The organism is Salinibacterium amurskyense, from assembly GCF_002797685.1.
GTDB classification, from domain to species: Bacteria; Actinomycetota; Actinomycetes; order Actinomycetales; family Microbacteriaceae; genus Rhodoglobus; species Rhodoglobus amurskyensis.
On the sequence record NZ_PGFH01000003.1, the window covers coordinates 46,475 to 70,861 of the forward strand.

The following is a 24,387-nucleotide window of genomic DNA, read 5'->3' on the forward strand; positions in this document are numbered from 1 at the left end:
CGTCGACGACAGTGACACGGGGAGTCTAGCGAAGGCGACTGTGGCTACTGCAGTGTGATTGCTGATTTTGCGCTGCGAACTTCGGCAGCGGCGCCATCGGCGGGGTCGGTGGGCACAAAAGCGAGCGTCGCATTCACGGCATAGGTGCCCGGCTCCACCATTCCGCCGGTGTCGATCGTGGTGCAGTCGAAAACATCGATGGCGACATCAAAAGCGATGCTCTGGCCAGGCTGCAGATTCACGGGCATGACCGACAGAATCTGAACATCCGGGCTGTGCGAAATCACAATCGAGTCGCGCAGCAGGTTTACATCGGGCACGTTCGCCGTTGAGCCGGTCACGGGCTCGTCAGACGTATTGGTCAGGCGCGCTGTGCCGTAGGCGCTGCCGGAAGCCACAACTTCGGCGGGCAACTCTAGTTCGAGCGATAGCCCGAACGGCGTTGTTTCATCGGTGCGGATGCTCGTGCCACACGCCGCGGTGATCGGGCTTGTGTCGGGGGCGGCCTGTGATTCGTCTGACGGGGCGGCGTCGCTTTCGCTGTCGGTGTCGAATGACTCGTCTGCGACGACCCCTGCCGTCGTGCTGATGGGGTCCGCCTGCCGGAACGTGCTGATGCCTGCGAAGACGAGCGACGTTGCCGCGAGCAGACCCACCGCTCCTACCGCGAACTGGCGTGGGAGGCGGCGACGTTTGCTGCGTGAAATCACTGCAGCGGTATCAATATCGATTGCGGGCAGTTCTGTGCCCGAAAACTGGGTGCGCAGTTCGTTCTCATCAACCACGGTGGCCTCCCAGATCGTGTGCGTCGGCGCGGTCTAGGCTCACGGCCATGCGGGCGAGTCCGTCGCTCAAATAGCGTTTCACGGCGCCCGAGCTGATATCTAGGGTCGCGGCAATGTCATCCACTTTGAGGTCTTCGTAATACCGCAGCACCACGCAGGCGCGTTCGCGCGGGCGAAGCTTCATCAGCTGGGACTGAAGGTCTAAGCGAGCTTCGGTATCCGCATCCGCCGATTCATGGATGTCGGGCTCCACCGTCAGGTGGGCGATCTTGCGCCAGCGGCTGATCTTTCGACCGCGGTCAAGGTACGTGTTCAGAATCGCTCGACGCACATAAGCCTCGGCGCTGGCGATGCCAAAGCCGTTGCGCAGACGACCGAAGGTTTTCACGAGGGCATCGTGCACAAGGTCGGAGGCGTCGTCGCGGTTTCCCGAAATCAGGTACGCGTAACGCGTCAATGCCTCACCTCGCTCGGCGACGAGTTGTGCGGCTACGTCTTCCCAGCGGGCAGGGGTGTTTTTGGTCTCAGTCACTGAGCCCCTCCTCGCCGTCGTCTCTATTGTGGCCGAGGAATGGCCAATAGTTAGCGCAATTGTGGTCACACTAATAAAGACGAACGGCGAGGGGGTTTCGTTGGTTAGCTTGTGAGGCGTGCTTTCAACTGCTCAAGCTGGCGTGTAACGGCAGCGGGAACGCGACCATCGAAGGTTGCAAAGAATTCTTCCGTGGATGCCGCTTCGGCGAGCCATGACTCCGTATCGATAGCAAAAAGCTGTTCCATGACGTTTTCGTCAAGGTCGAGGCCGTCGATATTGAGGTCGCCTTCGCGGGGGAGCAGCCCGAGGGCACTCTCCTGTGCAGCAACTTGACCGTCGACGCGTTCGAGAATCCACTCGAGCACGCGAGAGTTCTCGCCGAAGCCTGGCCAGAGGAACGAGCCATCCGCACCCTTACGGAACCAGTTGACTTGGAAAATGCGCGGCACAGTGCCTGAACTGCGGAGGTTCTGACCGACCGAGAGCCAGTGGGCCCAGTGGTCTGCCATGTTGTATCCGCAGAACGGCATCATGGCAAACGGGTCTCGCCGTAGTTCGCCAATGGTGCCTTCGGCGGCCGCCGTCCGCTCAGATGAGATAGTGGCGCCCAGGTAGACGCCATGCTCCCAATCTCGTGCCTCCACCACTAGCGGCACGTTGGTCGCGCGGCGACCGCCGAAGATTATGGCGTCAATAACGACGCCCTGTGGCGATTCCCACTCATCTGCGATGGTGGGGCATTGTGCTGCTGCCACAGTAAAACGTGAGTTCGGGTGTGACGACGGGGTGCCCGATTCGGGCGTCCAGTCGTTCCCCTGCCAATCGATCAAGTGCTCAGGCACCTCATCGGTCATGCCTTCCCACCACACGTCGCCGTTGTCTTTCAGCGCCACGTTGGTGAAGACGGTGTTGCCCCAGATGGTGTCCATCGCGGTCTCGTTGGTGGCGATTCCCGTTCCCGGAGCCACACCAAAGAAGCCAGCTTCGGGGTTGATCGCGCGAAGGCGGCCGTCAGCTCCCTTGCCGAGCCACGCGATGTCGTCACCGATCGTCTCGGCTTTCCAGCCGGGAATCGTGGGCTTGAGCATCGCGAGGTTTGTCTTGCCGCAGGCACTGGGAAATGCCGCAGCGATGTGGAAGACGCGACCACGAGGGTTCGTGAGCTTGAGGAGCAGCATGTGCTCGGCGAGCCATCCTTCGTCGCGAGCGATCACTGAAGCGATGCGCAGGGCGAAGGACTTCTTCGCGAGAATTGCGTTGCCGCCGTAAGCGGAACCGAACGACCAGATTTCGCGAGTCTCGGGGAAGTGGCTGATGTACTTGGTCTGGTTGCAGGGCCACGGCACATCCGTGTCGCCGGCAGCGAGCGGGGCTCCAACACTGTGGATGGCGCGCACCCACTCGGTGGAGTCATCAATCGACTGAAGAACAGCGGTTCCCATTCGCGTCATGATGCCCATGCTCATGACGACGTAGGGGGAGTCGGTGACCTGCACGCCGATTTTGGCGAGGGGGGAACCGAGCGGACCCATGGAGAACGGAACAACGTAGAGGCGGCGGCCACGCATCGCGCCCTCAAAGAGGCCGTCAAGCGTCGTACGCATTTCTGCCGGGGCGGCCCAGTTGTTGGAGGGGCCGGCATCGCTCTCGTTGACCGAGCAGATGAAGGTCCGCGATTCGACCCGAGCGACATCACTGGGGTCGCTGCGGGCGAGGAAGCTGTGGGGACGGTATTCATCGTTGAGACGGGTCAGCGTGCCGGCCTCAATCATGAGTTCGGCGAGCTCGTCAGCCTCTTCGGGGCTGCCATTGCACCAGACAACTTCGTCGGGCTGGGTGAGGGCGGCGATCTCTTCCACCCAGGCAATAACGCTCTGATTTGTTCCGTCGGGTGCGGAGAAGTGGGTCCTTGTCATCTCGGCGATGCTCATTTCTACCTTCCGCTGAAGTGTTGTTGTAGTGAAAAAACTGTTGTTATTCGATGATGACCCACTTTTGCCCGCCTTGCTGACGAATCGGGTGGAAAGAATCCTCGTTCTTTAGTTATAGTGAACGTGTGAATGATCTTGTGACTCTCGGGCAACGCATCCGACATTTCCGTACCACGGCCGGACTGACCCTCGACCAACTCGGCGACAAGGTGGGAGTCGCGGGTAGCCAGCTCTCTCTCATGGAGAACGGGCGGCGCGAACCCCGACTGACTCTGCTGTCGGCAATTGCGTCGGCCACCGACATCCAACTCGCCGATCTGCTCGAAGAGACCCCGCCGACCAAGCGGGCCGCGCTCGAGATTGAACTCGACCGTCTGCAGCGCAGCACGATCTACGCGTCGCTGGGGCTTCCGAAGATTCGCCCGTCCAAGGGCATTCCGGATGAAACGCTCGAGGCAATCGTGGGCCTTCACCATGAACTTTCCACACGGTCGCGCCAGGCCATTGCCACGCCGGAGGAAGCGCGTCGCGCCAACACTGAGCTGCGGCAGCGCATGCGCACCCTCGATAACTACTTGCCCGACCTCGAAAAAGAGGCCGAAAAGCTCACGATCGCGGGCAACCACACGACGGGGGCGCTCACTCACCGCGCCGTGAGTCTGATGGCGGAATCCCTTGGCTTCGAACTAGTTCACGTCCATGATCTGCCGCATTCGGCACGATCGGTCACCGACCTCAAGCACGGGCGCATTTACTTGCCGCCGGCATCTATCCCGGGTGGGCACGGCCTGCGTTCGATGGCGCTACAAGCAATGGCGCACCGCGTTCTCGGCCACACGGAGCCGACGAGCTACGCCGAGTTCTTGCACCAACGTCTCGAAATCAACTACTTTGCGGCGGCTGTGCTCATGCCGCTCAAGCAGTCGGTGGCGTTCTTGAGCCAAGCTAAAACGGATCGCAATATTGCGGTCGAAGACTTTCGGGATGCCTTTGGTGTCACCCACGAAGCAGCCGCGTTGCGCTTCACCAACCTCGCGACCTCGCACCTCGACCTCGAAACGCACTTCTTACGCGTCGGCGACGATGGTGCCGTGTACAAGGCCTACGAGAACGATGGACTTCGACTACCGGTGGATGTCACGGGCTCGGCCGAGGGCCAGTTTGTGTGCCGCAATTGGAGCGCTCGTACCGCGTTTACCCGCACCAACCGCACCACGGAGTTCTACCAGTACACAGACGCTCCGGAGGGCAGCTTCTTCGAATCAACCCAAACGGGAACCACGGATGCCGAAGAGTTCTCCATCACTATCGGGGTGCCGTTTTCGCACTCCAAGTGGTTCCGCGGCCGTGCCACCGACGTGCGTCGTTCATCCACGTGCCCCGACGAAACCTGCTGCCGCAAGCCCGAGGGCGAATTGCGCGACCGCTGGGCGGGCAACGCGTGGTCGAGCGCCAAGCTGCACGCCCACATCCTGTCGCCGCTCCCGTCGGGAACCTTCCCCGGCGTCGACGACCGCGAACTCTACGAGTTCTTGGAGTCGCACGCGAGCGACGCGAGCTAAGCAGCGCGGGGCCCGGCAGTGACTGGCGCGAGCGCGCCCGCTAGCAGTCGCAGTCGGGGCCGGCGGCTGGGGCGGTGAGCACGTCGGGCTCGCGCACGATGCGGCCCTCGTCGCTTTCGACGGGGAAACCTTCTTTGGCCCAGTACTCGAAGCCGCCGATCATTTCGCGCACTTCATAGCCGAGCTTCGCAAACTCGAGGGCGCCTTTCGTGGCGCCGTTGCAGCCGGGGCTCCAGCAATACACGACAACCGGAGTGCCGGCGGGGATCTCTGCTGCAGCCCGCGCCGCGATTTCACGCGTCGGCAGGTGGCGCGCGCCGACGGCGCGGCCCTGACTCCAGGCGACGTCACCGCGGGTATCCACGAGCGTAAGAGACTCGCCTGCGTGGATAGCGGCGTGCACGTCGGAGGGGTCGGTTTCGAATTCGAGCTTGAGCGAAAAGTGTTCGATACGGCCGGCGGCCGTGGCGCGAGAAGTCATGGCAACAGGGTAGTGGCGTGAGCGGTCAGTGCTGTCGGGTACCGTGAATTGTTCGCCAATGTTACGAGGGCGCGTCCGCATCCTCTCTCTGGCGAAGAGTATGAGAAAGAGCACCATTCATGGCCAAGAAATCTCTCACCGCCGCCCCTCGTTTCGACCAACTCGCGCTGACAAATCTGTCGATCGGTGACCCGGACGCTCTGCAGGCGCACGAAAGCTACAGCGGAGAGCGCTTCGAGGGAGTCGATCTCAGCGAGCGTGACCTCTCGGGAATCTCGCTGTCTGAAACAGAATTCGTTGACCTCGAAGCCAACGAGGTGGTGTTCCGTTCAGCGGACTTCGTTGACACTCGCTTCGAGAAGCTCAACGCGCCCATTTTTTCGGCGCCGCGCACGAGTCTGCGTGACGTGAGCTTCGAAGGATCGCGTCTTGGCTCTGCTGAGTTTTACGAAACGCGCTGGAGTTCGGTGCGGTTTTCGCACTGCCGCATCGGTTACCTCAACCTGCGCGGGGCTCACCTTGAAGATGTTCTCTTCACCGATTGCCTGATCGATGAACTCGACCTGGGGGCCGCCACGGCCAACCGGGTGTCGTTCGTGAACACGCAGATCAACAACCTCGACCTCACGCGCTCGACCCTCACCAACTTCGACCTCCGCGGCGTCGAGCTGCGGCAGCTAGGGGGAGTCGAACACCTCAAGGGTGCGACGCTCAACTCCTACCAGCTCGCCGAGCTCGTTCCGCTTTTCGCCCGCAATCTGGGCATCGTTATCGACGACTAGCGCGGTGCGATCGTCGCGGCGAAGGCCTTGGCGTCAGCGTTAGCATCCACCACCCGTCGAGCAGCACACGCCCGACTCGGGCAGCATGAGGTTCACGCGGCCAGCGCTTTCTGCGTCTCCGGCGATGGCCGCAACAACCGAGCGAACCTGTTCGTAGCCGGTGGCCATCAAGAAGGTCGGCGCGCGCCCGTAGCTTTTCATGCCGACGATGTAGACGTTCTTTTCGGGATGCGCGAGCACGCTGGCCCCGTGAGGTTCAACGGTCCCGCAACTGTGCACATTGGGGTCGATGAGCGGTGCGAGTTCAATGGGAGCTTCAAGCACCGGGTCGAGGCTGAGGTGCAGTTCACGCAGGATGCCGATGTCGGGGCGGAACCCGGTGGCGGCGGCGAGAGCATCCACGGTCACTGAATGGTCGCCGTCGGGGTTGCTGCTGGTGACCGTGAGACGGCCATCGGGCTGCGGGGTGAGTTCGGTGACGGTGAAGTCGGTCAGGAGCGTAATTGCCCCAGATTCGACGGCAGCCTTGAGGCGAGTGCCGAGCGCGCCACGACCGGGCAGTTCATCGGCAGCTCCGCCACCGTAGAGGCGGCGAGCCGAGCGGCCTCGAATCGCCCAGGTGATTTCGGTGGCGGGGTCGCTCTCGCGCAGTTCGGCGAGGGCAAGAAGCGTATTGGCGGCGGAGTGGCCCATGCCGATCACGAGCGTGTGCTTGCCGGCGAAGCGCGCGCGGTCGCGGCCGAGAACATCGGGCAGCGGTCCCGTGAGCCACGCGCTAGCTTCGGTCTCGCCCGTTGCCGGGAGCCCTGATGCGCCGATGGGATTGTTGTGACACCAGGTTCCTGACGCGTCGATGATTGCCGAGGCGAGGATGTCGTACACGCCATCGGGGGAGTCGACGCGAACGAGCAGCGGTCGGCGCTCGCGGCCAATGGTCTTGGTGGAGTCGATGCCTTGGCGCGACATCCCGATCACTCGGCTGTTGTAGTGGATGACGGGTGCGAGCTCGGCGGTCGCAGCGAGCGGCTGCAGGTATTCGCGCACGAGGTCGGCGCCGGTGGGAAGGATCTCGGCGTCGGGGGAGACCCAGTCGGTGCGTTCAAGCAACTCGCGGCCGACGGGATCGATGCTGTAGCGCCACGGCGAGAAGAGGGAGACGTGGCCCCAGTCGCTGATGGCGGCACCGGCGTGGGCACCAGCCTCGAGCACGACGGTGCGGATGCCGCGGCTCACGAGGTTGGCGGCGGACGCAAGCCCGATGGGGCCAGCCCCGACAACGACGACGGGCAATGCGCTGGGTGCAGAGTGTTCGGTGGTCATGGCGCTCCTCGTAATCAACTTCAGTGTTTGCTCACGATAACAGTAACTACTGTTGATAACAAAGAGTTGATGTAGGATTGCGAGCATGAGTACACCGGTAGATCTTCTGATGATTCAGAAGCCCACGTGGTCGGCAACGGCCGAGCGGGCTCAGAGTCTGGCGCCCTTGTTGCGCGCCCTTGGGGACCCCAACCGGCTACAGCTCGTTCTGCTGCTCACCGAGCGCGCCCACACGGTGCGCGAACTCACCGACGCCACCGGCCTCAGCCAAACGCTCGTCAGCCATCACTTGGCGCCATTGCGCGACAACGGCCTTGTCACCGTGACCCCGCGCGGCCGCGCCAACGTTTACGAACTGTGTTGCGAAGCCTTCGCGGAGCCCGTGAAGATGCTCGCGTCTGTCGCGACCAGCACGGATGCCGGGGCAGAAGCCTGCTGCGTCGTTTCGAACTAGCTCACGCGTTAGAAAGCAAAACAGCCGCACAAGAAGTGCGGCGTTGAGCTAATAACAGTGCCCCCGGAGGGAATCGAACCCCCGACCTACGGTACCGGAAACCGGCGCTCTATCCCCTGAGCTACGAAGGCAAGGAGGCTAGCTTAGCAAGCAATTCTTCCCACGTTTAGCACCCTGTTGACATCCGCGCTTCAGATTCGCATGACAGTATCGACGCATGCTGCGCACCGTTTCATCCCACCAAGAACTTGACCTTCGTGGTCGCACCGAAATGGTCTTCAGCATTGCTGTCGCAGCGCCGTGGCCGCTGGCATCCGAGTCGATAAATTTTGTGTTGGATGGCGTACCCCAGAAGCCCACAGAGTTGGTCGATGTCCGCGGAACCCGCTTGCACTCGCTCATTGCGGGGCCGGGGCAGCTAGTGGTGGATTACGCCGCCATCGTCGAGGCCACTCCCGAGCCCGCGCCGCTCAACGCTGTCGATCGCGTCGAGTACTTGCGCCCCAGCCGTTACTGCGAGTCAGATGTGCTCACGCCAACTGCCCGCTCCCTCTTTCCCACGCAGTCCGGCCATGAACTCGTGCAGGCGGTTCGCGATTGGGTGGCGCACAGCCTCCGCTACAGCCCGGGGATGTCGGCAGCCACCGATGGCGCCTCCCATTCTCTGCTCACGCGTCGTGGAGTGTGCCGAGACTTCGCGCACCTGACGATCGCAATGCTGCGGGCGAAAGATGTACCTGCCCGATATGCATCGGTGTACGCCCCAGGCCTGAGCCCGATGGACTTTCACGCCGTAGCCGAAGCGTATGTCGACGGTCAGTGGTGGGTCGTTGATTCGACCGGACTCGCACCGCGTCAATCACTCGTGCGCATTGCGACAGGCCGCGACGCAGCTGATGTCGCGTTTCTCACGAACCACTGGGCAGACCTGTTCCTGCAGAAGCTGGAGATCACGGCAACCGCCGACGACCTCCCCGTTGACGATCACAGTTCGCCGGTGCAGCTCGGCTAACCGTTCCGCGGTTCGCCGCTACTTGATAGCGGCGGCGACTTCGGCGACCAGATCGGACGCATCGGAGGCTTCGAAGAACGCTGGCGAACTCAGAGTTGCCCAGTAGCCGCCCGAGAAGACTTGCGCGGTTCCCGTTCCGCCAGCGACGGCAAAGTAGCCGTCAAATCCTGCGGCGGCGGCGCCAGCATTCGCTTTGAGCGCATCGAGTTTCCCTGGGGCGGGCTGAGCTACTGAGACATCGATTGAGACTCCGCTCGTTGAGTTCTCCCACCGGCACACCACACCTTGCGCCTCGATTGCGGCCGCGGCGGGCGACCCAGCTGACGGCGTAAACGAGTTAAGCAGCAGGAAGTTCGGGTTGAAGTCGTACATCGCTTGAGGGCTAATGAGCTCGCCGCACGCGATGTCTACCGGCGTCGCTTCAGGATCGGGTGTGCCCGTAGCTGTGGGTTCCGGAGCAGCCGTCGGAGTGTTTTCCGGGTCGATAGTGCGCGTGGGGTTGGGCCCGACCGGGTCGGGCTCAGTGGGAACGCACGCGCTCAGAAGGAGAGCCGAGGCGCTCAGTGCGATCACTGCTGGAATTACGCGAAGTCGAAAAGCCATAACCCCATTCTCGTGACTCGAAGCAGCATCCGAGCGCAGTGACCCGGCAGTGTCGTGAAGTGTCAACCGATCTGTGACCTTAAGGCCGCATCCAGCTCGCACCGAATGCGTGTAACCACCCAGTACTCTTAAGGGGTGAATCCTGCTGATCTTTCTGCCACCCTGCTCTCTGTCGTCTCCCGCATTGCGGCTGACCGCGGCACGCCCGATTTGGGTCTGACCGCGAGTGACCTGGTGCTAGAGCGACCGCGCAACCGCGATCACGGTGATTGGGCATCCAACATCGCTATGAAGCTCGCTAAGCCGCTGGGGGCCAACCCTCGCGAACTTGCGACCGAAATTGCTGAGCAGGCTCGCGCTATCGATGGCATTGCCTCAGTGGATGTTGCGGGCCCCGGCTTCATTAACATCACGCTGGATGCCGCTGCCGCTGGCGCGCTCGCGAAGACGATCGTCGAGCAGGGCGAGGCTTACGGTCGCAATGAATCCCTCGCGGGTCAGACCATCAACTTGGAGTTCGTTTCGGCCAACCCGACCGGTCCGCTGCACATCGGCCACACTCGGTGGGCTGCGCTTGGTGACTCGCTCGCACGCATCCTCAAGGCTGCCGGCGCTGAACTCGTGAGCGAGTTCTACATCAATGACGCCGGTAACCAGATGGACAACTTCGGTGCATCGATCCTGGCCTCGGCCAAGGGCGAGCCGACTCCCGAGAACGGTTACCCGGGCGCCTACGTTGCCGAGCTCGCTCAGCGCGTACTTGCCTCGAATCCCGAAATTCTTGAACTCGACCACGATGAAGCGATCGCGGTCGCTCGCGAACGTGGTTACGAACTGCAGTTGGGTGAGATCAAGAAGTCGCTCGCCGCCTTCAACGTGCACTTCGACGTGTGGTTCAGCGAGCGTGAGCTTCACGCGGTACAGGGCGACGGCAAGAGCGCCATTGACTCCGCTGTTGAGCGTCTGCGGGCCCAAGGTCACGTCGCCGACATCGACGACGCCGTGTGGGTCAAGACCACTGACTTTGGTGACGACAAAGACCGCGTGATCAAGCGCGGCAATGGCATCTATACCTACTTTGCTGCTGATGCCGCTTACTACTTGAGCAAGGGTGACCGTGGCTACGCCCACAAGATCTACTTGCTTGGAGCCGACCACCACGGCTACGTTCACCGCCTCAAGGCGCTCGCGGGCGCGGCCGGCGACGACCCCAACAAAGACATTGAGGTGCTCATCGGGCAGCTCGTCAGCATCAACGGTGCTCGTCTCTCGAAGCGCGCCGGCAACATCATCGAGCTCGACGACCTGCGCGAATGGCTCGGAACGGATGCCCTGCGCTACTCGCTCGGCCGCTACCCCTCCGATTCGCCGCTCAACCTCGATCCCGAGATTCTGCAGAAGCGCACCAACGACAACCCTGTTTTCTACGTTCAGTACGCGCACGCACGCACGCACAGCGTTGCTCGCAATGCGGGGGAGTCGGGAGTGGATCGCAGCGTCTTCGATGCTTCGCTGCTCACGAACGAGTCCGAGAGCATCCTGCTCGGTGTTCTTGCAGAGTTCCCGCGCATTGTGGCTCAGGCCGCTGAGCTGCGTGAGCCGCACCGCATCGCGCGTTTTGCCGAAGAACTCGCCGGCAGCTACCACCGTTGGTACGATCAGTGCCGCGTCACGCCGATGAACGACGAAGAAGTTACCGACGTTCACCGCACGCGACTGTGGGTCAACGACGCTGTCGGTCAGGTTTTGCGTAACAGCCTCTGGATGCTCGGGGTTAGCGCCCCGGAGCGGATGTAGCTTTCGTGGCTTCTGACGAACAGCCCACCATCGAGCTGCGGCTCGACGGCGCGGGGGAGCCCGCTACTACGACGACCACCGGTTACGAGACTGCGAAGCGCAAGCGACGAAGCTGGATTGCTTGGGTCGTCGCCGGGGTCGTTCTCGTCATCCTGATCGTCGGCGTTGTGCTTGTCGAGACGGTCGGTCGTAGCGCGGCGGTTCGCATCGCCCAGAACGAGATCGCGTCGTCGCTCGGTCTGGAATCCAGCGACGGTGTGGCTGTCGATCTGGGCTCGGGCTCACTGATCGTGCAGGCGCTCACGGGCGGGCTCGACGTCGTTACGATCGACATCGACCGCTTCGCGGTCAACGGTCTCGAGTCATCCGTGCAGGTCATTGCGACGGGCGTGCCCGTGGTGACGTCGCAGCCCATCGACACCGTCTCGATGGACGTCGCGATCACCGGCGACGAAGTGTCGAAACTAGCAACCACCCTGAGCGGCACCGGGCTCGACTCCATCGAGTTGGAGGGCACGGCCATTCGGGTCTCGACAGTGTTCGAGCTGCTGTTCTTCGAAATCCCGGTCGCCCTCGATCTGGTGCCCGTGGCGGCGGGCGATTCGATCGCCTTCGAGCCGGAGTCGGTCATCCTGGGCGAGGAGCAAATCTCTGTCGCCGACCTACTCGATAACCCGCTCGTCTCCGGGCTTGCAGGTGGCCTGCTCAGTTCACAAGAGTTCTGCGTCGCCTCGTCATTGCCGACAGCGTTGACGATCGATTCGGTTGCTGTCGCTAACGACAACCTCGTCATTCAGCTCAGTGCTGACGGGATTGCCCTCGACGATGCCGCCTGGAAGCAATACGGCACGTGCCCGACGCCGTAACTCGATTCAGCGCTAGCGGCGCCAGCCGTTAGAGTGGTCAGCATCCCCAACGCCTGTGCGGACACAATCCGCCGTTTTCCGTCTACATCTCTGTGAGGTGCGACTGTGTTCGCGAACCCGCTGGCGCCCGAGTGGCTCGAAGCTCCCGCCGAAGCTAATTCTTTGGCATCGACCGTCTGGTCGCGCAATGCTGCGCGCTCCGAGAGCGGCGAACTGACCATTGCGGGCGTTTCCGCGAGCGAGCTCGTCGCTAGCTTCGGTACGCCGCTCTATGTCGTCGACGAAGCGGATGCCGTGGCGCGCGCTACCGAGATCAAGGGCGCGTTCGATACCGAATTCGCTCGCATCGGGTCGAGCGTCAAGGTGTACTACGCGGGTAAGGCGTTCCTCTGCACTGAGGTTGCCCGCTGGATGACGGCCGTTGGCCTCAACATCGACGTTGCTAGCGCCGGCGAGATGGCTGTTGCCCTCGCGGCTGGCGTCGACGCGTCGCGTCTGGGCTTCCACGGCAACAACAAGAGTCTTTCCGAGATCGACCGTGCTGTGCGCGCGGGCATCGGCCCCATCGTTATCGACAGCGTCGTCGAAATCGGTCGGGTTGCTGAAGCCGCTGCACGGCACGGTCGAACCCAGCGGGTGCGCTTGCGCATCAATAGCGGGGTTCACGCGTCCACTCATGAGTACTTGGCAACGGCCAGAGAAGACCAGAAGTTTGGTGTTCCGCTGACCGAGGCTGAGGCGATTGTGGCGCAGATTCGTTCGCACTCCTCGCTGGAGTTTGTGGGCATCCATTCGCACATCGGGTCGCAGATTTTCGACACTGCGGGCTTTGCCGAGGCGGCTCGTCGGTTGCTTGAATTGCATGCCCGTTTGTCGGTGGCGGCTCCGGTGCCCGAGTTGAACTTGGGCGGCGGTTTCGGCATCGCGTACACCTCGGCTGATCAGGCTTTGCCGGTCGCTGAGCTCGCGGCGTCGCTCGCAAACATTGTCGAGGCTGAGTGCGCTCGCCTCGAGATTCCTGTTCCGGTCATTGCCATCGAGCCAGGCCGTTCCATCATCGGTCCGTCGACGACGACGCTCTACACGGCAGGCACGATCAAGGATGTGCTCGTCGATGGCGAGGCGGTTCGTAAGTACGTCAGCGTCGATGGCGGAATGAGCGACAACCTGCGCACAGCCCTTTATGCGGCTGACTATTCGGCTCGCCTCGCGAATCGCGTCTCGGATGCTGCCCCCGAGCTGGTGCGCATCGCCGGCAAGCACTGTGAGGCTGGCGATATCGTCGTGCGCGCCGAGTACTTGCCCGGAGACGTTGAGCCCGGAGACATTGTTGCCGTTCCGGCCACCGGCGCTTATGGCTGGGCGATGTCCAACAACTACAACTATCTTGCGCGCCCGCCCGTTGTTGCGGTGCGCGACGGTAAGGCTCGCATTATTGTGCGGGGCGAAACCGAAAACGACTTGCTCAGCCGCGACGCGGGAATCACACCATCGGGAGACTCTGAATGATCGAATACCGCAACCTTCGCGTCGCAGTTCTGGGTGGAGGAAGTGTCGGATCACAAGTCACCGCTCTACTGCTCGAGCACGCCGACGAGCTCGCCGCCCGGGCGGGAGCTGGGCTCGAAGTCGTGGGCGTCGCCGTTCGTGACATTGATGCTCCTCGTGACACCGACATCCCGAAAGAATTGCTGACGACTGACGCAGAGTCGCTCATTGTTGGCGCCGATATCGTCATCGAACTTATCGGTGGTCTTGAGCCAGCCCGCACCTGGATTCTGAAAGCGCTGCACTCCGGTGCCGACGTCATCACCGCTAACAAGGCTCTGCTGGCCCACCACGGCGCCGAGCTTTTCGAAGAAGCCGCTCAGGTCGGTGCACAGCTGTACTACGAGGCAGCCGTGGCGGGGGCGATTCCGATCATCCGTCCACTGCGCGACAGCCTTGCCGGCGACCGCGTCGAGCGCATCTTGGGCATCGTCAACGGCACTACGAACTACATTCTTGACCGCATGGATGCCACGGGCGACAGTTTCGACACCGCTCTTGCCGAGGCCACGCGCTTGGGCTTCGCTGAGGCCGACCCCACCGCCGACATCGAGGGCTATGACGCTGCGCAGAAGGCTGCGCTGCTGGCGAGCCTCGCGTTCCACACGCGTGTGCCGCTCGATGCCGTGCACCGGGAAGGAATCACGAGCGTTACCGCCGAGCAGGTCGTTGCCGCGCGCAAGGCTGGTTATGTCGTCAAACTGCTCGCGATCTGTGAGCGCGTGCTTGCCGCCGACGGCTCGACCGAGGGTGTTAGTGCTCGCGTTCACCCCGCCCTTGTTCCTTTGACTCACCCGCTCGCTGCCGTTCACGGCGGCAACAATGCGGTATTCGTAGAGGCCGAGGCTGCAGGCAGTCTCATGTTCTACGGTGCGGGCGCTGGCGGAATTGAAACCGCATCCGCCGTTCTGGGCGACGTTGTTTCAGCCGCCCGCCGCCACGTTATCGGTGGCCCCGGCGTTGCCGAGTCGACCCACGCTAACTTGCCGATCTTGCCGATCGCCCGCGTAATGACGCGCTACCAAATCACCTTGACGGTTGTTGACGAGCCCGGTGTGCTCGCTACGATCGCCGCAGTATTTAGTGACCACCACGTCTCTGTAGAAGCGGTCAACCAGACCGTCGGTGCAGTAGTAGAGGGCGTGCCGAGCGCTACCCTTATTACTGTGACGCACGAGGCGACGGATGAGTCGCTTGCCGCCACGGTGGCAGCGCTGGCCGAGAACTCGGTTGTGCGTGAAGTTGTGTCCGTTTTGAGAGTTGAGGGGCTGTAAATAATGAATAGCGAAATCCGGAACCGCCAGTGGCGCGGCCTGCTTCACGAGTACGCCGACCGTCTCAACATTTCTGACGCGACCCCCATCATCACGCTTGGCGAGGGTGGAACTCCCTTGCTTCCCGCGCCCGCTCTGTCGGCTCGCACCGGCGCCAAGGTCTGGGTCAAGTTCGAAGGAATGAACCCCACGGGCTCGTTCAAAGACCGCGGCATGACGATGGCCATTTCCAAGGCTGTCGAGCACGGTGCCAAGGCTGTTATTTGTGCCTCGACCGGTAACACCTCTGCGTCGGCTGCAGCCTATGCCGCTCACGCCGGTATCACCGCCGCTGTTCTCGTTCCCGAGGGCAAGATCGCGATGGGCAAGCTCAGCCAGGCCATCGCTCACAACGGTGAACTCATTCAGGTTCAGGGCAACTTCGACGACTGCCTCGACATCGCTCGCGACCTCGCCGAGAACTACCCCGTGCACCTCGTCAACTCGGTGAACCCCGACCGCATCGAGGGCCAGAAGACTGCTGCCTTCGAGGTTGTCGAGGTTCTGGGTGACGCCCCTGACTTCCACATCGTTCCTGTCGGAAACGCCGGAAACTACACCGCCTACTACCGTGGCTACAGCGAAGAGCTCGAGCGCTCCGCCACCACGAAGCTTCCGCGCATGTTCGGCTTCCAGGCCGAGGGCAGCGCTCCGATCGTTCGCGGCGAGATCGTCAAGAACCCCGACACGATCGCTAGCGCCATCCGCATCGGAAACCCGGCATCGTGGCACCTCGCCACCGAGGCCCACAAGGTGTCAGACGGCTACTTCGGTGCCATCAGCGACGCCAAGATTCTCGAAGCCCAGCGCATCCTTTCAGCTGAGGTCGGCATCTTCGTTGAGCCCGCATCCGCGATCAGCGTTGCCGGGCTCTTGGAGCGTGCCGAAGCTGGCCAGATTCCTCGCGGCTCCACGGTCGTGCTCACGGTTACCGGTCACGGCCTCAAGGACCCGCAGTGGGCTCTAAAGACGGCCAGCGGCGATGACATCACGCCGAAGGTTGTTCCCGTCGACACTGCTGAGGTTGCAAGCGTGCTGGGGCTGGCCAAGGCATGACCTCGCTGGTCGGTCGCAGCGTCGTCGTGCGCGTGCCGGCGACCTCTGCCAACCTCGGTCCCGGCTTTGACACGCTCGGGCTTGCCCTCTCGCACTACGACGAACTGATCGTTACCGCGGTCGAGGGCTCGGGCGTCGAGATTGACGTCACGGGTGTTGGTGCAGGAATCGTCGCGACCGATGAGTCGAACCTCGTCATTCAGTCGATCCAGCACTGCTTCACGCACTTTGGGCAGACAATGCCGGCACTTCATGTGTCGGCGACCAACGTCATCCCGCACGGTGGTGGCTTGGGTTCGTCGGCGGCAGCAATTGTCTCGGGCGTCATGGCTGCAAAGGGCTTGCTCGACGGCATCGTCGAGATGGATGCCGCAACTCTTCTTGTGCTCGCTACCGAGCTCGAGGGACACCCCGACAACGTCGCACCGGCACTCTTGGGCGGTCTCACTATCGCGTGGAGCACCGAGTCGGGGCCGCTAGCGAAAAAGTTGATGGTGCACCGCGGAGTGTCACCGCTCGTCTGCGTTCCCGATTTTCAGGTCTCGACGGCGCACGCGCGCAGTCTGCAGCCGGATGCTGTGCCCTACGCCGACGCTGTCTACAACGTCTCGCGAGCAGCACTTTTGATTGCCGCCCTCACGCAGAGCCCCGAAGTGTTGCTCGAAGCCACGGGGGATCGCCTTCACCAGGATTACCGCGCTGCAGCGATGCCGCAGACCACAGAACTGATCCGCATGCTGCGTTCCCACGGGCATGCCGCTGTGGTTTCCGGTGCTGGACCCTCGGTGCTCGTGCTTGCGGATGACCCGGCGAAGCGCCTCGAAGCGGTCGCTCTCGTGCAGGAGCACACCGCAACGCCGTGGGAATGTCTACTCTTAGCCGTGGACTTCAAAGGTGCTACAGTGAATGAGCACCAGGTAGAAGCTACGGCGTAGCCGCAGCCTCCCGGTCGTATTTCACCCGTCGTATCCCCGAATTTTGATTCCTGCGCATCCGCGCAGACATCGGTGAGCGACTAGCTCTCCGCCAAGTTATTCATTCTTGGTTGGGGAAAGGAACCCCTAGTAGTGACTGACGTCAACAACCACGCATCGAGCGTGGATTCCCGTACCGCGCTGAGCGCGTTGCGACTGCCCGAGCTTCAAGCTATGGCGGCCGAACGCGGTATCACCGGTACTTCCAAACTTCGCAAAGGAGATCTCGTGGACGCTATCAACGAGAAGAACAACAGCAACAAAGATTCTGCCCCCGCCACTGAAGCGGCTGCCGCTCCTGTGCGTAAGCGTGCTTCGCGCCGCGTTACCAGCACCGATGGCGCCGCTATCGCTGGCTCCGAAGCTCCCGCAGGCGCTCCGCAGGTAGACAAGAACGCTGCCGCTGCTCAGGCTCCCGCTGCGGATGCCGCAGCAGAGAAGCCCAAGACGGCTAGCCGCAAGAAGAAGACTGACTCCGCGCCCGCCGCCGAGTCGGATGCCTCAGCCAGCTCCGCAGCGTCGACCGACGCCGCAGCATCCACCGAGGCTCCCGCAGCCGACGCCGCGCCTAAGCGCAGCCGTCGCAGCTCCAGCCGCAGCGTTGCAACGGCAGATGCATCAAGCGATGACACCGCTGCATCGGCCGACACCAGTGCAGTGTCCGGCGACGCCAAGGCAACCGACGCCGAGGGCAAGGCTGCCAAGGGCGCCAACAAGAACAACAAGAGTGACAAGGGCGCGAAGAACGCCGACAACAACTCTGACAACGCCGAGAAGAACGGCAACGCTGACAAGAACAGCGACAAGAACAACAGCAACGACAACGACAACGACGGTGACAACGCCGACAACGAGTCGGGTTCGGGCCGCGGACGTAACCGTAACCGCAACCGCAACAACAACAGCCAAAACGGTGAAGGTTCTGGCCGCCAGAACAACAACCGTCGCCAGAACAACAACGGCGAAGGCAACAACAACGGAAACAACGGCGGCGACAGCAACAACGGTGGCAATCGCAACAATCGCAACAACGATGACTCGCGCGGCGGCGATGCTGACTCCGAGCGCGGTGGACGCGGCCGTTACCGTGACCGCAAGCGCGGCCGTGGAAACATGGGCGACGACTTCGAGCCCGAGATCACCGAAGATGACGTACTGATTCCGGTTGCCGGCATCCTCGACGTTCTCGACAACTACGCTTTCGTGCGCACCACCGGTTACCTTCCCGGTAACAGCGATGTTTACGTCTCGCTCGGCCAGGTCAAGAAGTACAACCTCCGCAAGGGTGACGCCGTTGTCGGCGCTATCCGCCAGCCGCGTGAGGGCGACAACAACCAGGGCCGCCAGAAGTACAACGCCATCGTGCGCATCGACTCGATAAACGGTCTTCCCGTTGAAGAGGCAGCAAACCGCGTTGAATTCGGCAAGCTCACTCCGCTGTACCCGCAGGAGCGCCTGCGTCTCGAGACCGAGCCGACCATGCTGTCGACTCGCATCATCGACCTCGCTGCTCCGATCGGTAAGGGCCAGCGCGGCCTGATCGTTTCGCCTCCGAAGGCTGGCAAGACTCAGGTTCTGCAGGCCATCGCGAACGCGATCTCCAAGAACAACCCCGAGGTTCACCTCATGGTCGTTCTCGTTGACGAGCGTCCCGAAGAGGTCACCGACATGCAGCGCACCGTCAAGGGCGAAGTTATTGCTTCGACCTTCGACCGCCCCGCTGAAGATCACACCACCGTCGCTGAACTCGCTATCGAGCGCGCCAAGCGTCTCGTTGAGCTCGGTCACGACGTAGTCGTTCTGCTCGACTCGATCACTCGCCTTGGCCGTGCGTACAACGTGACGGCACCGCCGTCGGGTCGCGTACTGTCGGGTGGCGTCGACTCCGCAGCGCTGTACCCGCCGAAGCGTTTCTTCGGTGCGGCCCGCAACGTTGAAGAGGGTGGCTCGCTCACCATCATCGCTACCGCTCTCGTCGAGACCGGTTCGAAGATGGACGAGGTTATCTTCGAAGAGTTCAAGGGCACCGGCAACATGGAGCTTCGTCTCTCGCGCCAGCTCGCCGACAAGCGCATCTTCCCCGCGGTCGATGTCAACGCATCGGGAACCCGTCGCGAAGAAATGCTGTTGGGTGCCGACGAGGTCAAGGTCACGTGGAACTTGCGCCGTGCACTCGCTGGTCTCGATCAGCAAGCTGCGCTCGAGATCGTGTTGAATAAGCTGAAGGACACGCAGTCGAACGTTGAGTTCCTCATGCAGATCCAGAAGTCGCTCCCCTCCACTACCGGCAACAAAAAAGAGGACTAACAATGTTCGAGTCAGTACAGTCGCTGCTGACCGAGCATGCGGATCTCGAGGGCCAGCTTGCTGACCCCGAGCTCCACTCCGACCCGGTCCGCTCTAAGAAGGTCAACCGACGCTACGCCGAGTTGTCGCGCATTGTCGCGGCATACAACGACTGGCGTCAGCTGACCGACGACCTCGCGGCAGCCACCGAAATGGCTGACGAAGATGAGTCGTTCGCTGAAGAGATCCCCGGTCTCACCGAGACTCTCGAAGCTGCCCAGGAGAAACTGCGCCGCATCCTGATTCCGCGTGACCCGAACGATTCTCGTGACGTGATCATGGAAATCAAGATGGGTGAAGGTGGAGCCGAATCGGCCCTCTTCGCGGGTGACTTGCTGCGGATGTACCTCCACTACGCGGAGTCGAAGAAGTGGAAAACCGAGATCATCGAGCAGACCTCGAGCGACCTCGGCGGCATCAAGGATGTCCAACTCGCCATCAAGGGATCGTCGAGCGATCCTGCTGAGGGCGTCTGGGCGCACTTGAAGTACGAGGGTGGAGTGCACCGTGTTCAGCGCGTGCCCGCCACAGAGTCTCAGGGGCGCATTCACACCTCCGCTGCTGGTGTGCTGGTGTTCCCCGAGGTCGACGAGCCTGAAGAGGTCGAGATCAGCCAGAACGATCTCAAGATCGACGTGTATCGCTCCTCGGGTCCTGGTGGCCAGTCGGTGAACACGACGGACTCCGCTGTTCGTATTACTCACCTTCCGACCGGCATCGTCGTGGCTATGCAGAACGAGAAATCGCAACTGCAGAACCGCGAAGCCGGTATGCGAGTGCTTCGTGCGCGCATCTTGGCTCGTTACCAAGAGGAAGCGGATGCTGAAGCGAGCGAGTACCGCAAGAGCCAGATCCGCACAATGGATCGCTCCGAGCGCATTCGCACGTACAACTTCCCCGAAAACCGCATTGCTGATCACCGCACGGGATACAAGGCCTACAACCTTGACCAGGCGATCAATGGTGCGCTTGAGCCCGTCATCCAGTCGTGCATTATTGCCGACGAAGAGGCGCGTTTGGCTGAAGTAGGAAACGACTCCTGAACGAGGTAACTCCCGTTTCACACGACTCCAGTGTCGCTGACCTTCTGGCCGGCGGCACTGAGTTGTTGAACGGCGGGGGAGTGCCCACTCCCGAGGTTGATGCCGAGCTGCTTCTGGCTCACGTTCTTGAGCTGGGGCGTGGTGAGCTTCGTGTTCGCGTCGTCACCGGTGCCACCGTGCCCGCAGAAAAAGCGGCGCACGCTCATGAACTTTTTGCACGCCGTGCTGCCCGCGAGCCCCTGCAGCACATCACAGGAATGGCGCCCTTCCGCAACCTAGAACTAAGCGTGGGCCCGGGCGTTTTCGTTCCTCGCCCCGAGACCGAAACGGTCGTGCAGTTCGCGATCGACGCCCTCAACGCCAGCGCGACTCCCGAACCTATTGGTGTTGACCTGGGCACGGGTAGTGGTGCTATCGCTCTGGCCATGGCCACCGAGGTCACGCGCGCTCGCATCTTTGCGGTCGAGCTCTCGCCCGACGCCATGCCCTACACGAGTGAGAACTTTCGCCGCTATGGCGAGCCGAACGCAACACTGATCAACGCTGACCTGGGCGACGCTTTCCCCGAACTCAACGGCACCGTTGACGTCGTGATTTCCAATCCGCCGTACATTCCGGCAGCTGCCACCCCGCGCGACATCGAAGTGCAGCTTCATGACCCCGCTCTGGCGCTCTACGGGGGAGACGACGGCATGGATGTCGTACGCCGCGTGTCGACGACCGCGCGCCGTCTGCTCCACGACGGTGGCACTCTCGTACTCGAGCACGGCGAAGAACAAGCTCCGGCCCTTGCCGCGCTGCTCACGGCGGACGGTTGGAGAGCCGTAGCTCACCACAAAGACCTTCTCGGTCGCGACCGCGCGACCACGGCTCTGCTCTAAGCCGGCGTTCGATCCGTCAGCACAACGTGCAACGCGCAACGTGCGACGTGCAAGTTGCTAGGTGCGGGCGGCTGCAAACTCTTCGATCGCGGCATGCATGCCGGCGCACGTGCGAAACTCGTGCCCGGTAATGCCGAGGCTCTGGGCTGCGGCAACGTTTTCGGGCATGTCATCGGCAAAGAACGCGTTCTCGGGTGCGACGCCGTACGCCTCGAGAGCGCGTTCAAACACGATCGGGTTGGGCTTGCGGGCGCGGTAGTGGCTTGAGGTCCGCAGGTGATCGCCGAAGATCTCGACGAGTTCGGGGGCGACGGCGGCGAGGTGGTCACCGAGGAGTGCTCCGTTGTTGGTCAACAGGGTCGCTTGGCCGAGTTCTGCGGCGCGGCGGGCGGCCGCGAGCGAATCGGGCCACGGCGTCATCGCTGCCGCTCGAATCTCTAGCCAGCTGGTGAGATCCACGCGCTGGCCGATGGCTTCTTCGAAGGCGGCAAGGTATTCCTCGCCGGTGGCGTAGAGGCCGGCTTCGGCGCCAAATTCGCCGTCATCGTGCCACCAGCGACGGCGGAGTTCGAGAAAACTGAGGCCCGTGAGCTCGCTCATCGCGGCCATCCGCGCACGCCAGTCGTAGTCGTAGAGCACGTCATCCATGTCAAAGATGAAAAGCAGCGTCATTGTTTGCCATCGCTATCTGTTAGTCGTGATCAGTCTTTCACTGTTTCTCCCGGTACCATGTTGGGGACATGGATGACCTTTATGATTGCGCCGACGAAGCCCAACTCCTCACCGGTATGAGAATGGCGCGTGTGGCGATTGGCCGTGGCGACCTCGTCGTCATTCCCACCGATACCGTTTACGGCGTTGCGGCAGACGCTTTTCAGCCGGATGCGGTGCAGAAACTTATTGATGCCAAGGGGCGTACTCGGCAGTCGCCTCCTCCGGTGCTCATCCCCGGCATCCCTACGCTTGATGCTCTTGCGGCGACGGTGCCCGACGAAGTGCGCACGCTTGTGGCCGAGTTCTGGCCCGGTGGCCTCACAATTATTCTTCCCGCCCAGCCCTCGCTGAGCTGGGACCTGGGGGAGACCCAGGGCACGGTTGCTTTGCGGATGCCGTCGAACCGCATTGCCCTCGAACTCCTGTCGGAGACGGGACCGCTCGCGGTCTCGAGCGCTAACAGCACCGGTCTGCCGGCGGCTCGCACGGCTGAGGCGGCTCACGAGATGCTGGGGGACTCCGTTTCGGTGTACCTGAGCGACGGTGAGGGCGGCGAGCTCGCGTCGACCATCGTGGATGCCACGGGTCTGCTTGTTGAGGGCGGCAAGCTGCGCATCGTGCGCGAAGGCGTCATTTCGGCCGACGCTATTCGCGATCTGATCGGGGCCGATCTGTGCGAATAATTTTCTACTTCCTCATCGCGGGTATCGCCGCGATGGTCACCTATGCGCTTTCGCTGTTGGTGCTCAAGGTGGCGCTCAAATACAAGCTTTATCCGCAAGTCCGGCAACGCGACGTGCATTCGCGGCCCACTCCGCGACTGGGCGGCGTTGCCATGTTCTTCGGCGTGGTTGCGGCGTTCGCCGTGGCTTCCAGCTTCAGCAACTTCTCGCTCATCTTCAATGAGCCGGGCAAGGTCTTTGGTCTTCTCGGCGCTGCCCTGATCATTGTGATCATCGGTGTCGCCGACGATATCTGGGATCTTGATTGGCTCACGAAGTTGGCCGGGCAGATCATCGCAGCGGGCGTCTTGGCGTGGCAGGGCGTTCAGCTCTCCACCCTTCCCATTGGCGGCCAGACGATTGTCTCGCCGTACGTCTCGTTGATTCTCACGGTTTTCGCCGTCGTCCTCGTAATGAACGCGGTCAACTTCATCGACGGCCTCGATGGCTTGGTCGCGGGCGTCGCGGTCATCGCCAATGGTGTCTTCTTCATCTACGCCTACTTGTTGCAGGGGCAAGCGCAGACCGAGTACTTCAACCTCGCGTCGCTGACGACCGCAATCCTTATAGGAGCCTGCGTTGGCTTCCTGCCGCTCAACTTCCATCCGGCCAAGATGTTCATGGGGGATGCCGGAGCACTGTTGGTTGGTCTCCTCATGGCCGCGTCCGCCATTTCGGTCACCGGTCAAGTGGATGCCGGCTACCTCGCCCAGCCCGATAAGTTCACGCTCGATTTCCTCCCGGCCTTCATTCCCATCCTGTTGCCGATCGCAGTGCTCATCATCCCGCTGCTCGATTTCGGGTTGGCGATCATCCGTCGGCTCCGTGCGGGCAAGTCGCCGTTCACCGCAGACCGTAAGCACTTGCATCACCGCCTGCTCGATATGGGACATTCGCACTTGCACGCCGTGCTGATCCTCTACAGCTGGACCTTCGTCGCGTCCGTAGGCGTTCTCGCCTTCACGTTCGTACCGTGGCGCTGGGCGGCGCTGATGTTCGTCGCCGGCCTAGCCGTGTGCGCAGCAATTACACTCGCGCCTTTGAGCCGTCGTAAGTCCCGCGAGGTTGCCGCTCAACGACTCGCAGCAGAGCAAGAGTCCATCGAAGACGCACGCTTCGACGGTCTGGATGCCGCCTCCAACACCCCCGATTCTCTCCACACAAAGGAACCTACCGAATGAAGTCCTCAGCAATCCTCGGCCGCGCGATCGCTTACGGAGCGATCCTGACCGTCAGCATCGCTGTCGTCGGTTCCATCATTGGCTATCTCGTAGCGGGAACCTCGGGAATGATCAGCGCCCTCATCGGTGCCGGTCTCACCGCACTCTTCATGGGCCTCACGGCCGGCAGCATCGTTCTTGCGTCTCGAGCGACCAAGGGTGATCCGTCAAGTGTTCTTTTTTTCGGAATCGTCCTAGGCGCGTGGCTATTTAAGTTCGTTCTGTTCATCGCACTCATGGTGATCCTGCGCGGCCAGCCGTTCCTCGAACCAGTCGTTTTCTTTTTCTCTGTTCTTGCTGCCATCGTCGGTAGCTTGTTTGTCGATGTGCTCGCTTTCGTGCGAGCCCGGGAAAGCTATGTCCCCGGAGTTACTCTGCCTGGTGAGCCCGGCTCTGATCTAAGGTGATTTGACGATGACGTCAACCAGCGTCTCGACGTTCC

At 62.1% G+C, this 24,387-nt stretch carries 23 protein-coding genes and 1 tRNA gene; 16 read left to right on the forward strand and 8 right to left on the reverse strand.

What is annotated here, in order from left to right:
- Positions 1-44 precede the first annotated feature (44 nt).
- From CLV85_RS12350 to CLV85_RS12360, 3 genes are all read right to left on the reverse strand, one after another.
- Positions 45-785, reverse strand: coding sequence for a hypothetical protein (locus tag CLV85_RS12350; RefSeq protein ID WP_100389949.1), 741 nt, complete (start codon positions 783-785; stop codon positions 45-47).
- Positions 778-1,317, reverse strand: a complete 540-nt coding sequence (locus tag CLV85_RS12355; RefSeq protein ID WP_100389950.1) for a sigma-70 family RNA polymerase sigma factor — start codon at positions 1,315-1,317, stop codon at positions 778-780. The genes CLV85_RS12350 and CLV85_RS12355 overlap by 8 nt, the downstream gene beginning before the upstream one ends.
- Before the next feature lie 104 nt (positions 1,318-1,421).
- Positions 1,422-3,236: a phosphoenolpyruvate carboxykinase (GTP) gene (locus tag CLV85_RS12360; RefSeq protein WP_425319451.1), complete on the reverse strand. Its 1,815-nt coding sequence runs from the start codon at positions 3,234-3,236 to the stop codon at positions 1,422-1,424.
- 140 nt (positions 3,237-3,376) lie between these two features.
- On the opposite strand from CLV85_RS12360, the gene CLV85_RS12365 reads away from it, so the two are divergent.
- A complete protein-coding gene (locus CLV85_RS12365; RefSeq protein WP_100389952.1) occupies positions 3,377-4,813 on the forward strand; it encodes a helix-turn-helix domain-containing protein in 1,437 nt (478 codons plus the stop codon).
- Between the two features lie 40 nt (positions 4,814-4,853).
- Here the strand turns inward: CLV85_RS12365 and CLV85_RS12370 are convergent, their stop codons facing one another.
- Positions 4,854-5,294, reverse strand: a complete 441-nt coding sequence (locus tag CLV85_RS12370; protein ID WP_100390121.1) for a rhodanese-like domain-containing protein — start codon at positions 5,292-5,294, stop codon at positions 4,854-4,856.
- Positions 5,295-5,413: 119 nt separating this feature from the next.
- Between CLV85_RS12370 and CLV85_RS12375 the strand changes: the two genes are divergently transcribed.
- The gene (locus CLV85_RS12375) at positions 5,414-6,076 is read left to right on the forward strand and encodes a pentapeptide repeat-containing protein (protein ID WP_100389953.1); all 663 of its coding nucleotides are present in this window, start codon (positions 5,414-5,416) and stop codon (positions 6,074-6,076) included.
- A 39-nt stretch (positions 6,077-6,115) separates the two neighbouring features.
- On the opposite strand, the gene CLV85_RS12380 is transcribed toward CLV85_RS12375, so the two are convergent.
- On the reverse strand, positions 6,116-7,396 hold the full coding sequence (locus CLV85_RS12380) for an NAD(P)-binding protein (RefSeq protein ID WP_100389954.1): 1,281 nt from the start codon (positions 7,394-7,396) through the stop codon (positions 6,116-6,118).
- 85 nt (positions 7,397-7,481) lie between these two features.
- On the opposite strand from CLV85_RS12380, the gene CLV85_RS12385 reads away from it, so the two are divergent.
- Positions 7,482-7,850: an ArsR/SmtB family transcription factor gene (locus CLV85_RS12385; RefSeq protein ID WP_100389955.1), complete on the forward strand. Its 369-nt coding sequence runs from the start codon at positions 7,482-7,484 to the stop codon at positions 7,848-7,850.
- Positions 7,851-7,908: 58 nt separating this feature from the next.
- Here CLV85_RS12385 and CLV85_RS12390 read toward each other — a convergent pair.
- Positions 7,909-7,981: transfer RNA gene (locus tag CLV85_RS12390), tRNA-Arg, on the reverse strand.
- Between the two features lie 86 nt (positions 7,982-8,067).
- Here CLV85_RS12390 and CLV85_RS12395 point away from each other — a divergent pair.
- Positions 8,068-8,862 carry a transglutaminase-like domain-containing protein gene (locus CLV85_RS12395; RefSeq protein ID WP_100389956.1) on the forward strand — a complete coding sequence of 265 codons (795 nt, stop codon included), beginning with the start codon at positions 8,068-8,070 and terminating at the stop codon, positions 8,860-8,862.
- Positions 8,863-8,880: 18 nt separating this feature from the next.
- Here the strand turns inward: CLV85_RS12395 and CLV85_RS12400 are convergent, their stop codons facing one another.
- Entirely contained in the window at positions 8,881-9,465 is a 585-nt protein-coding gene (locus CLV85_RS12400; protein WP_100389957.1) for an arginyl-tRNA synthetase, read from the reverse strand.
- Between the two features lie 135 nt (positions 9,466-9,600).
- Between CLV85_RS12400 and argS the strand changes: the two genes are divergently transcribed.
- From argS to prmC, 9 genes are all read left to right on the forward strand, one after another.
- Entirely contained in the window at positions 9,601-11,262 is a 1,662-nt protein-coding gene (argS, locus tag CLV85_RS12405) for an arginine--tRNA ligase (protein ID WP_100389958.1), read from the forward strand.
- Positions 11,263-11,267: 5 nt separating this feature from the next.
- Positions 11,268-12,128 carry an LmeA family phospholipid-binding protein gene (locus CLV85_RS12410; RefSeq protein ID WP_100389959.1) on the forward strand — a complete coding sequence of 287 codons (861 nt, stop codon included), beginning with the start codon at positions 11,268-11,270 and terminating at the stop codon, positions 12,126-12,128.
- Between the two features lie 105 nt (positions 12,129-12,233).
- A complete protein-coding gene (gene lysA / locus CLV85_RS12415) occupies positions 12,234-13,637 on the forward strand; it encodes a diaminopimelate decarboxylase (protein ID WP_100389960.1) in 1,404 nt (467 codons plus the stop codon).
- On the forward strand, positions 13,634-14,950 hold the full coding sequence (locus CLV85_RS12420) for a homoserine dehydrogenase (protein ID WP_100389961.1): 1,317 nt from the start codon (positions 13,634-13,636) through the stop codon (positions 14,948-14,950). Before lysA ends, CLV85_RS12420 begins: the two co-directional genes overlap by 4 nt.
- Before the next feature lie 3 nt (positions 14,951-14,953).
- On the forward strand, positions 14,954-16,045 hold the full coding sequence (thrC, locus tag CLV85_RS12425; protein ID WP_100389962.1) for a threonine synthase: 1,092 nt from the start codon (positions 14,954-14,956) through the stop codon (positions 16,043-16,045).
- On the forward strand, positions 16,042-16,980 hold the full coding sequence (gene thrB, locus CLV85_RS12430) for a homoserine kinase (protein WP_100389963.1): 939 nt from the start codon (positions 16,042-16,044) through the stop codon (positions 16,978-16,980). Before thrC ends, thrB begins: the two co-directional genes overlap by 4 nt.
- 132 nt (positions 16,981-17,112) lie before the next feature.
- A complete protein-coding gene (rho, locus tag CLV85_RS12435; protein WP_100389964.1) occupies positions 17,113-19,326 on the forward strand; it encodes a transcription termination factor Rho in 2,214 nt (737 codons plus the stop codon).
- Positions 19,327-19,328: 2 nt separating this feature from the next.
- On the forward strand, positions 19,329-20,408 hold the full coding sequence (gene prfA / locus CLV85_RS12440) for a peptide chain release factor 1 (RefSeq protein WP_100389965.1): 1,080 nt from the start codon (positions 19,329-19,331) through the stop codon (positions 20,406-20,408).
- 44 nt (positions 20,409-20,452) lie between these two features.
- The gene (gene prmC, locus CLV85_RS12445) at positions 20,453-21,289 is read left to right on the forward strand and encodes a peptide chain release factor N(5)-glutamine methyltransferase (RefSeq protein ID WP_229820520.1); all 837 of its coding nucleotides are present in this window, start codon (positions 20,453-20,455) and stop codon (positions 21,287-21,289) included.
- A 57-nt stretch (positions 21,290-21,346) separates the two neighbouring features.
- Here the strand turns inward: prmC and CLV85_RS12450 are convergent, their stop codons facing one another.
- Complete coding sequence (locus CLV85_RS12450) at positions 21,347-21,961, reverse strand: HAD-IA family hydrolase (RefSeq protein ID WP_100389967.1); 615 nt, start codon at positions 21,959-21,961, stop codon at positions 21,347-21,349.
- 68 nt (positions 21,962-22,029) lie between these two features.
- Between CLV85_RS12450 and CLV85_RS12455 the strand changes: the two genes are divergently transcribed.
- Genes CLV85_RS12455 through CLV85_RS12465 form a run of 3 tightly spaced genes read left to right on the forward strand, consistent with a single transcriptional unit; the run spans position 22,030 to position 24,352 of the window.
- A complete protein-coding gene (locus tag CLV85_RS12455) occupies positions 22,030-22,686 on the forward strand; it encodes an L-threonylcarbamoyladenylate synthase (protein WP_100389968.1) in 657 nt (218 codons plus the stop codon).
- Positions 22,683-23,906 (forward strand): MraY family glycosyltransferase, encoded by a 1,224-nt coding sequence (locus CLV85_RS12460; RefSeq protein WP_229820522.1) that lies wholly within the window; start codon positions 22,683-22,685, stop codon positions 23,904-23,906. Before CLV85_RS12455 ends, CLV85_RS12460 begins: the two co-directional genes overlap by 4 nt.
- The gene (locus CLV85_RS12465) at positions 23,903-24,352 is read left to right on the forward strand and encodes a Cg1360 family ATP-synthase-associated protein (RefSeq protein ID WP_100389969.1); all 450 of its coding nucleotides are present in this window, start codon (positions 23,903-23,905) and stop codon (positions 24,350-24,352) included. Before CLV85_RS12460 ends, CLV85_RS12465 begins: the two co-directional genes overlap by 4 nt.
- Positions 24,353-24,387: the final 35 nt, after the last annotated feature.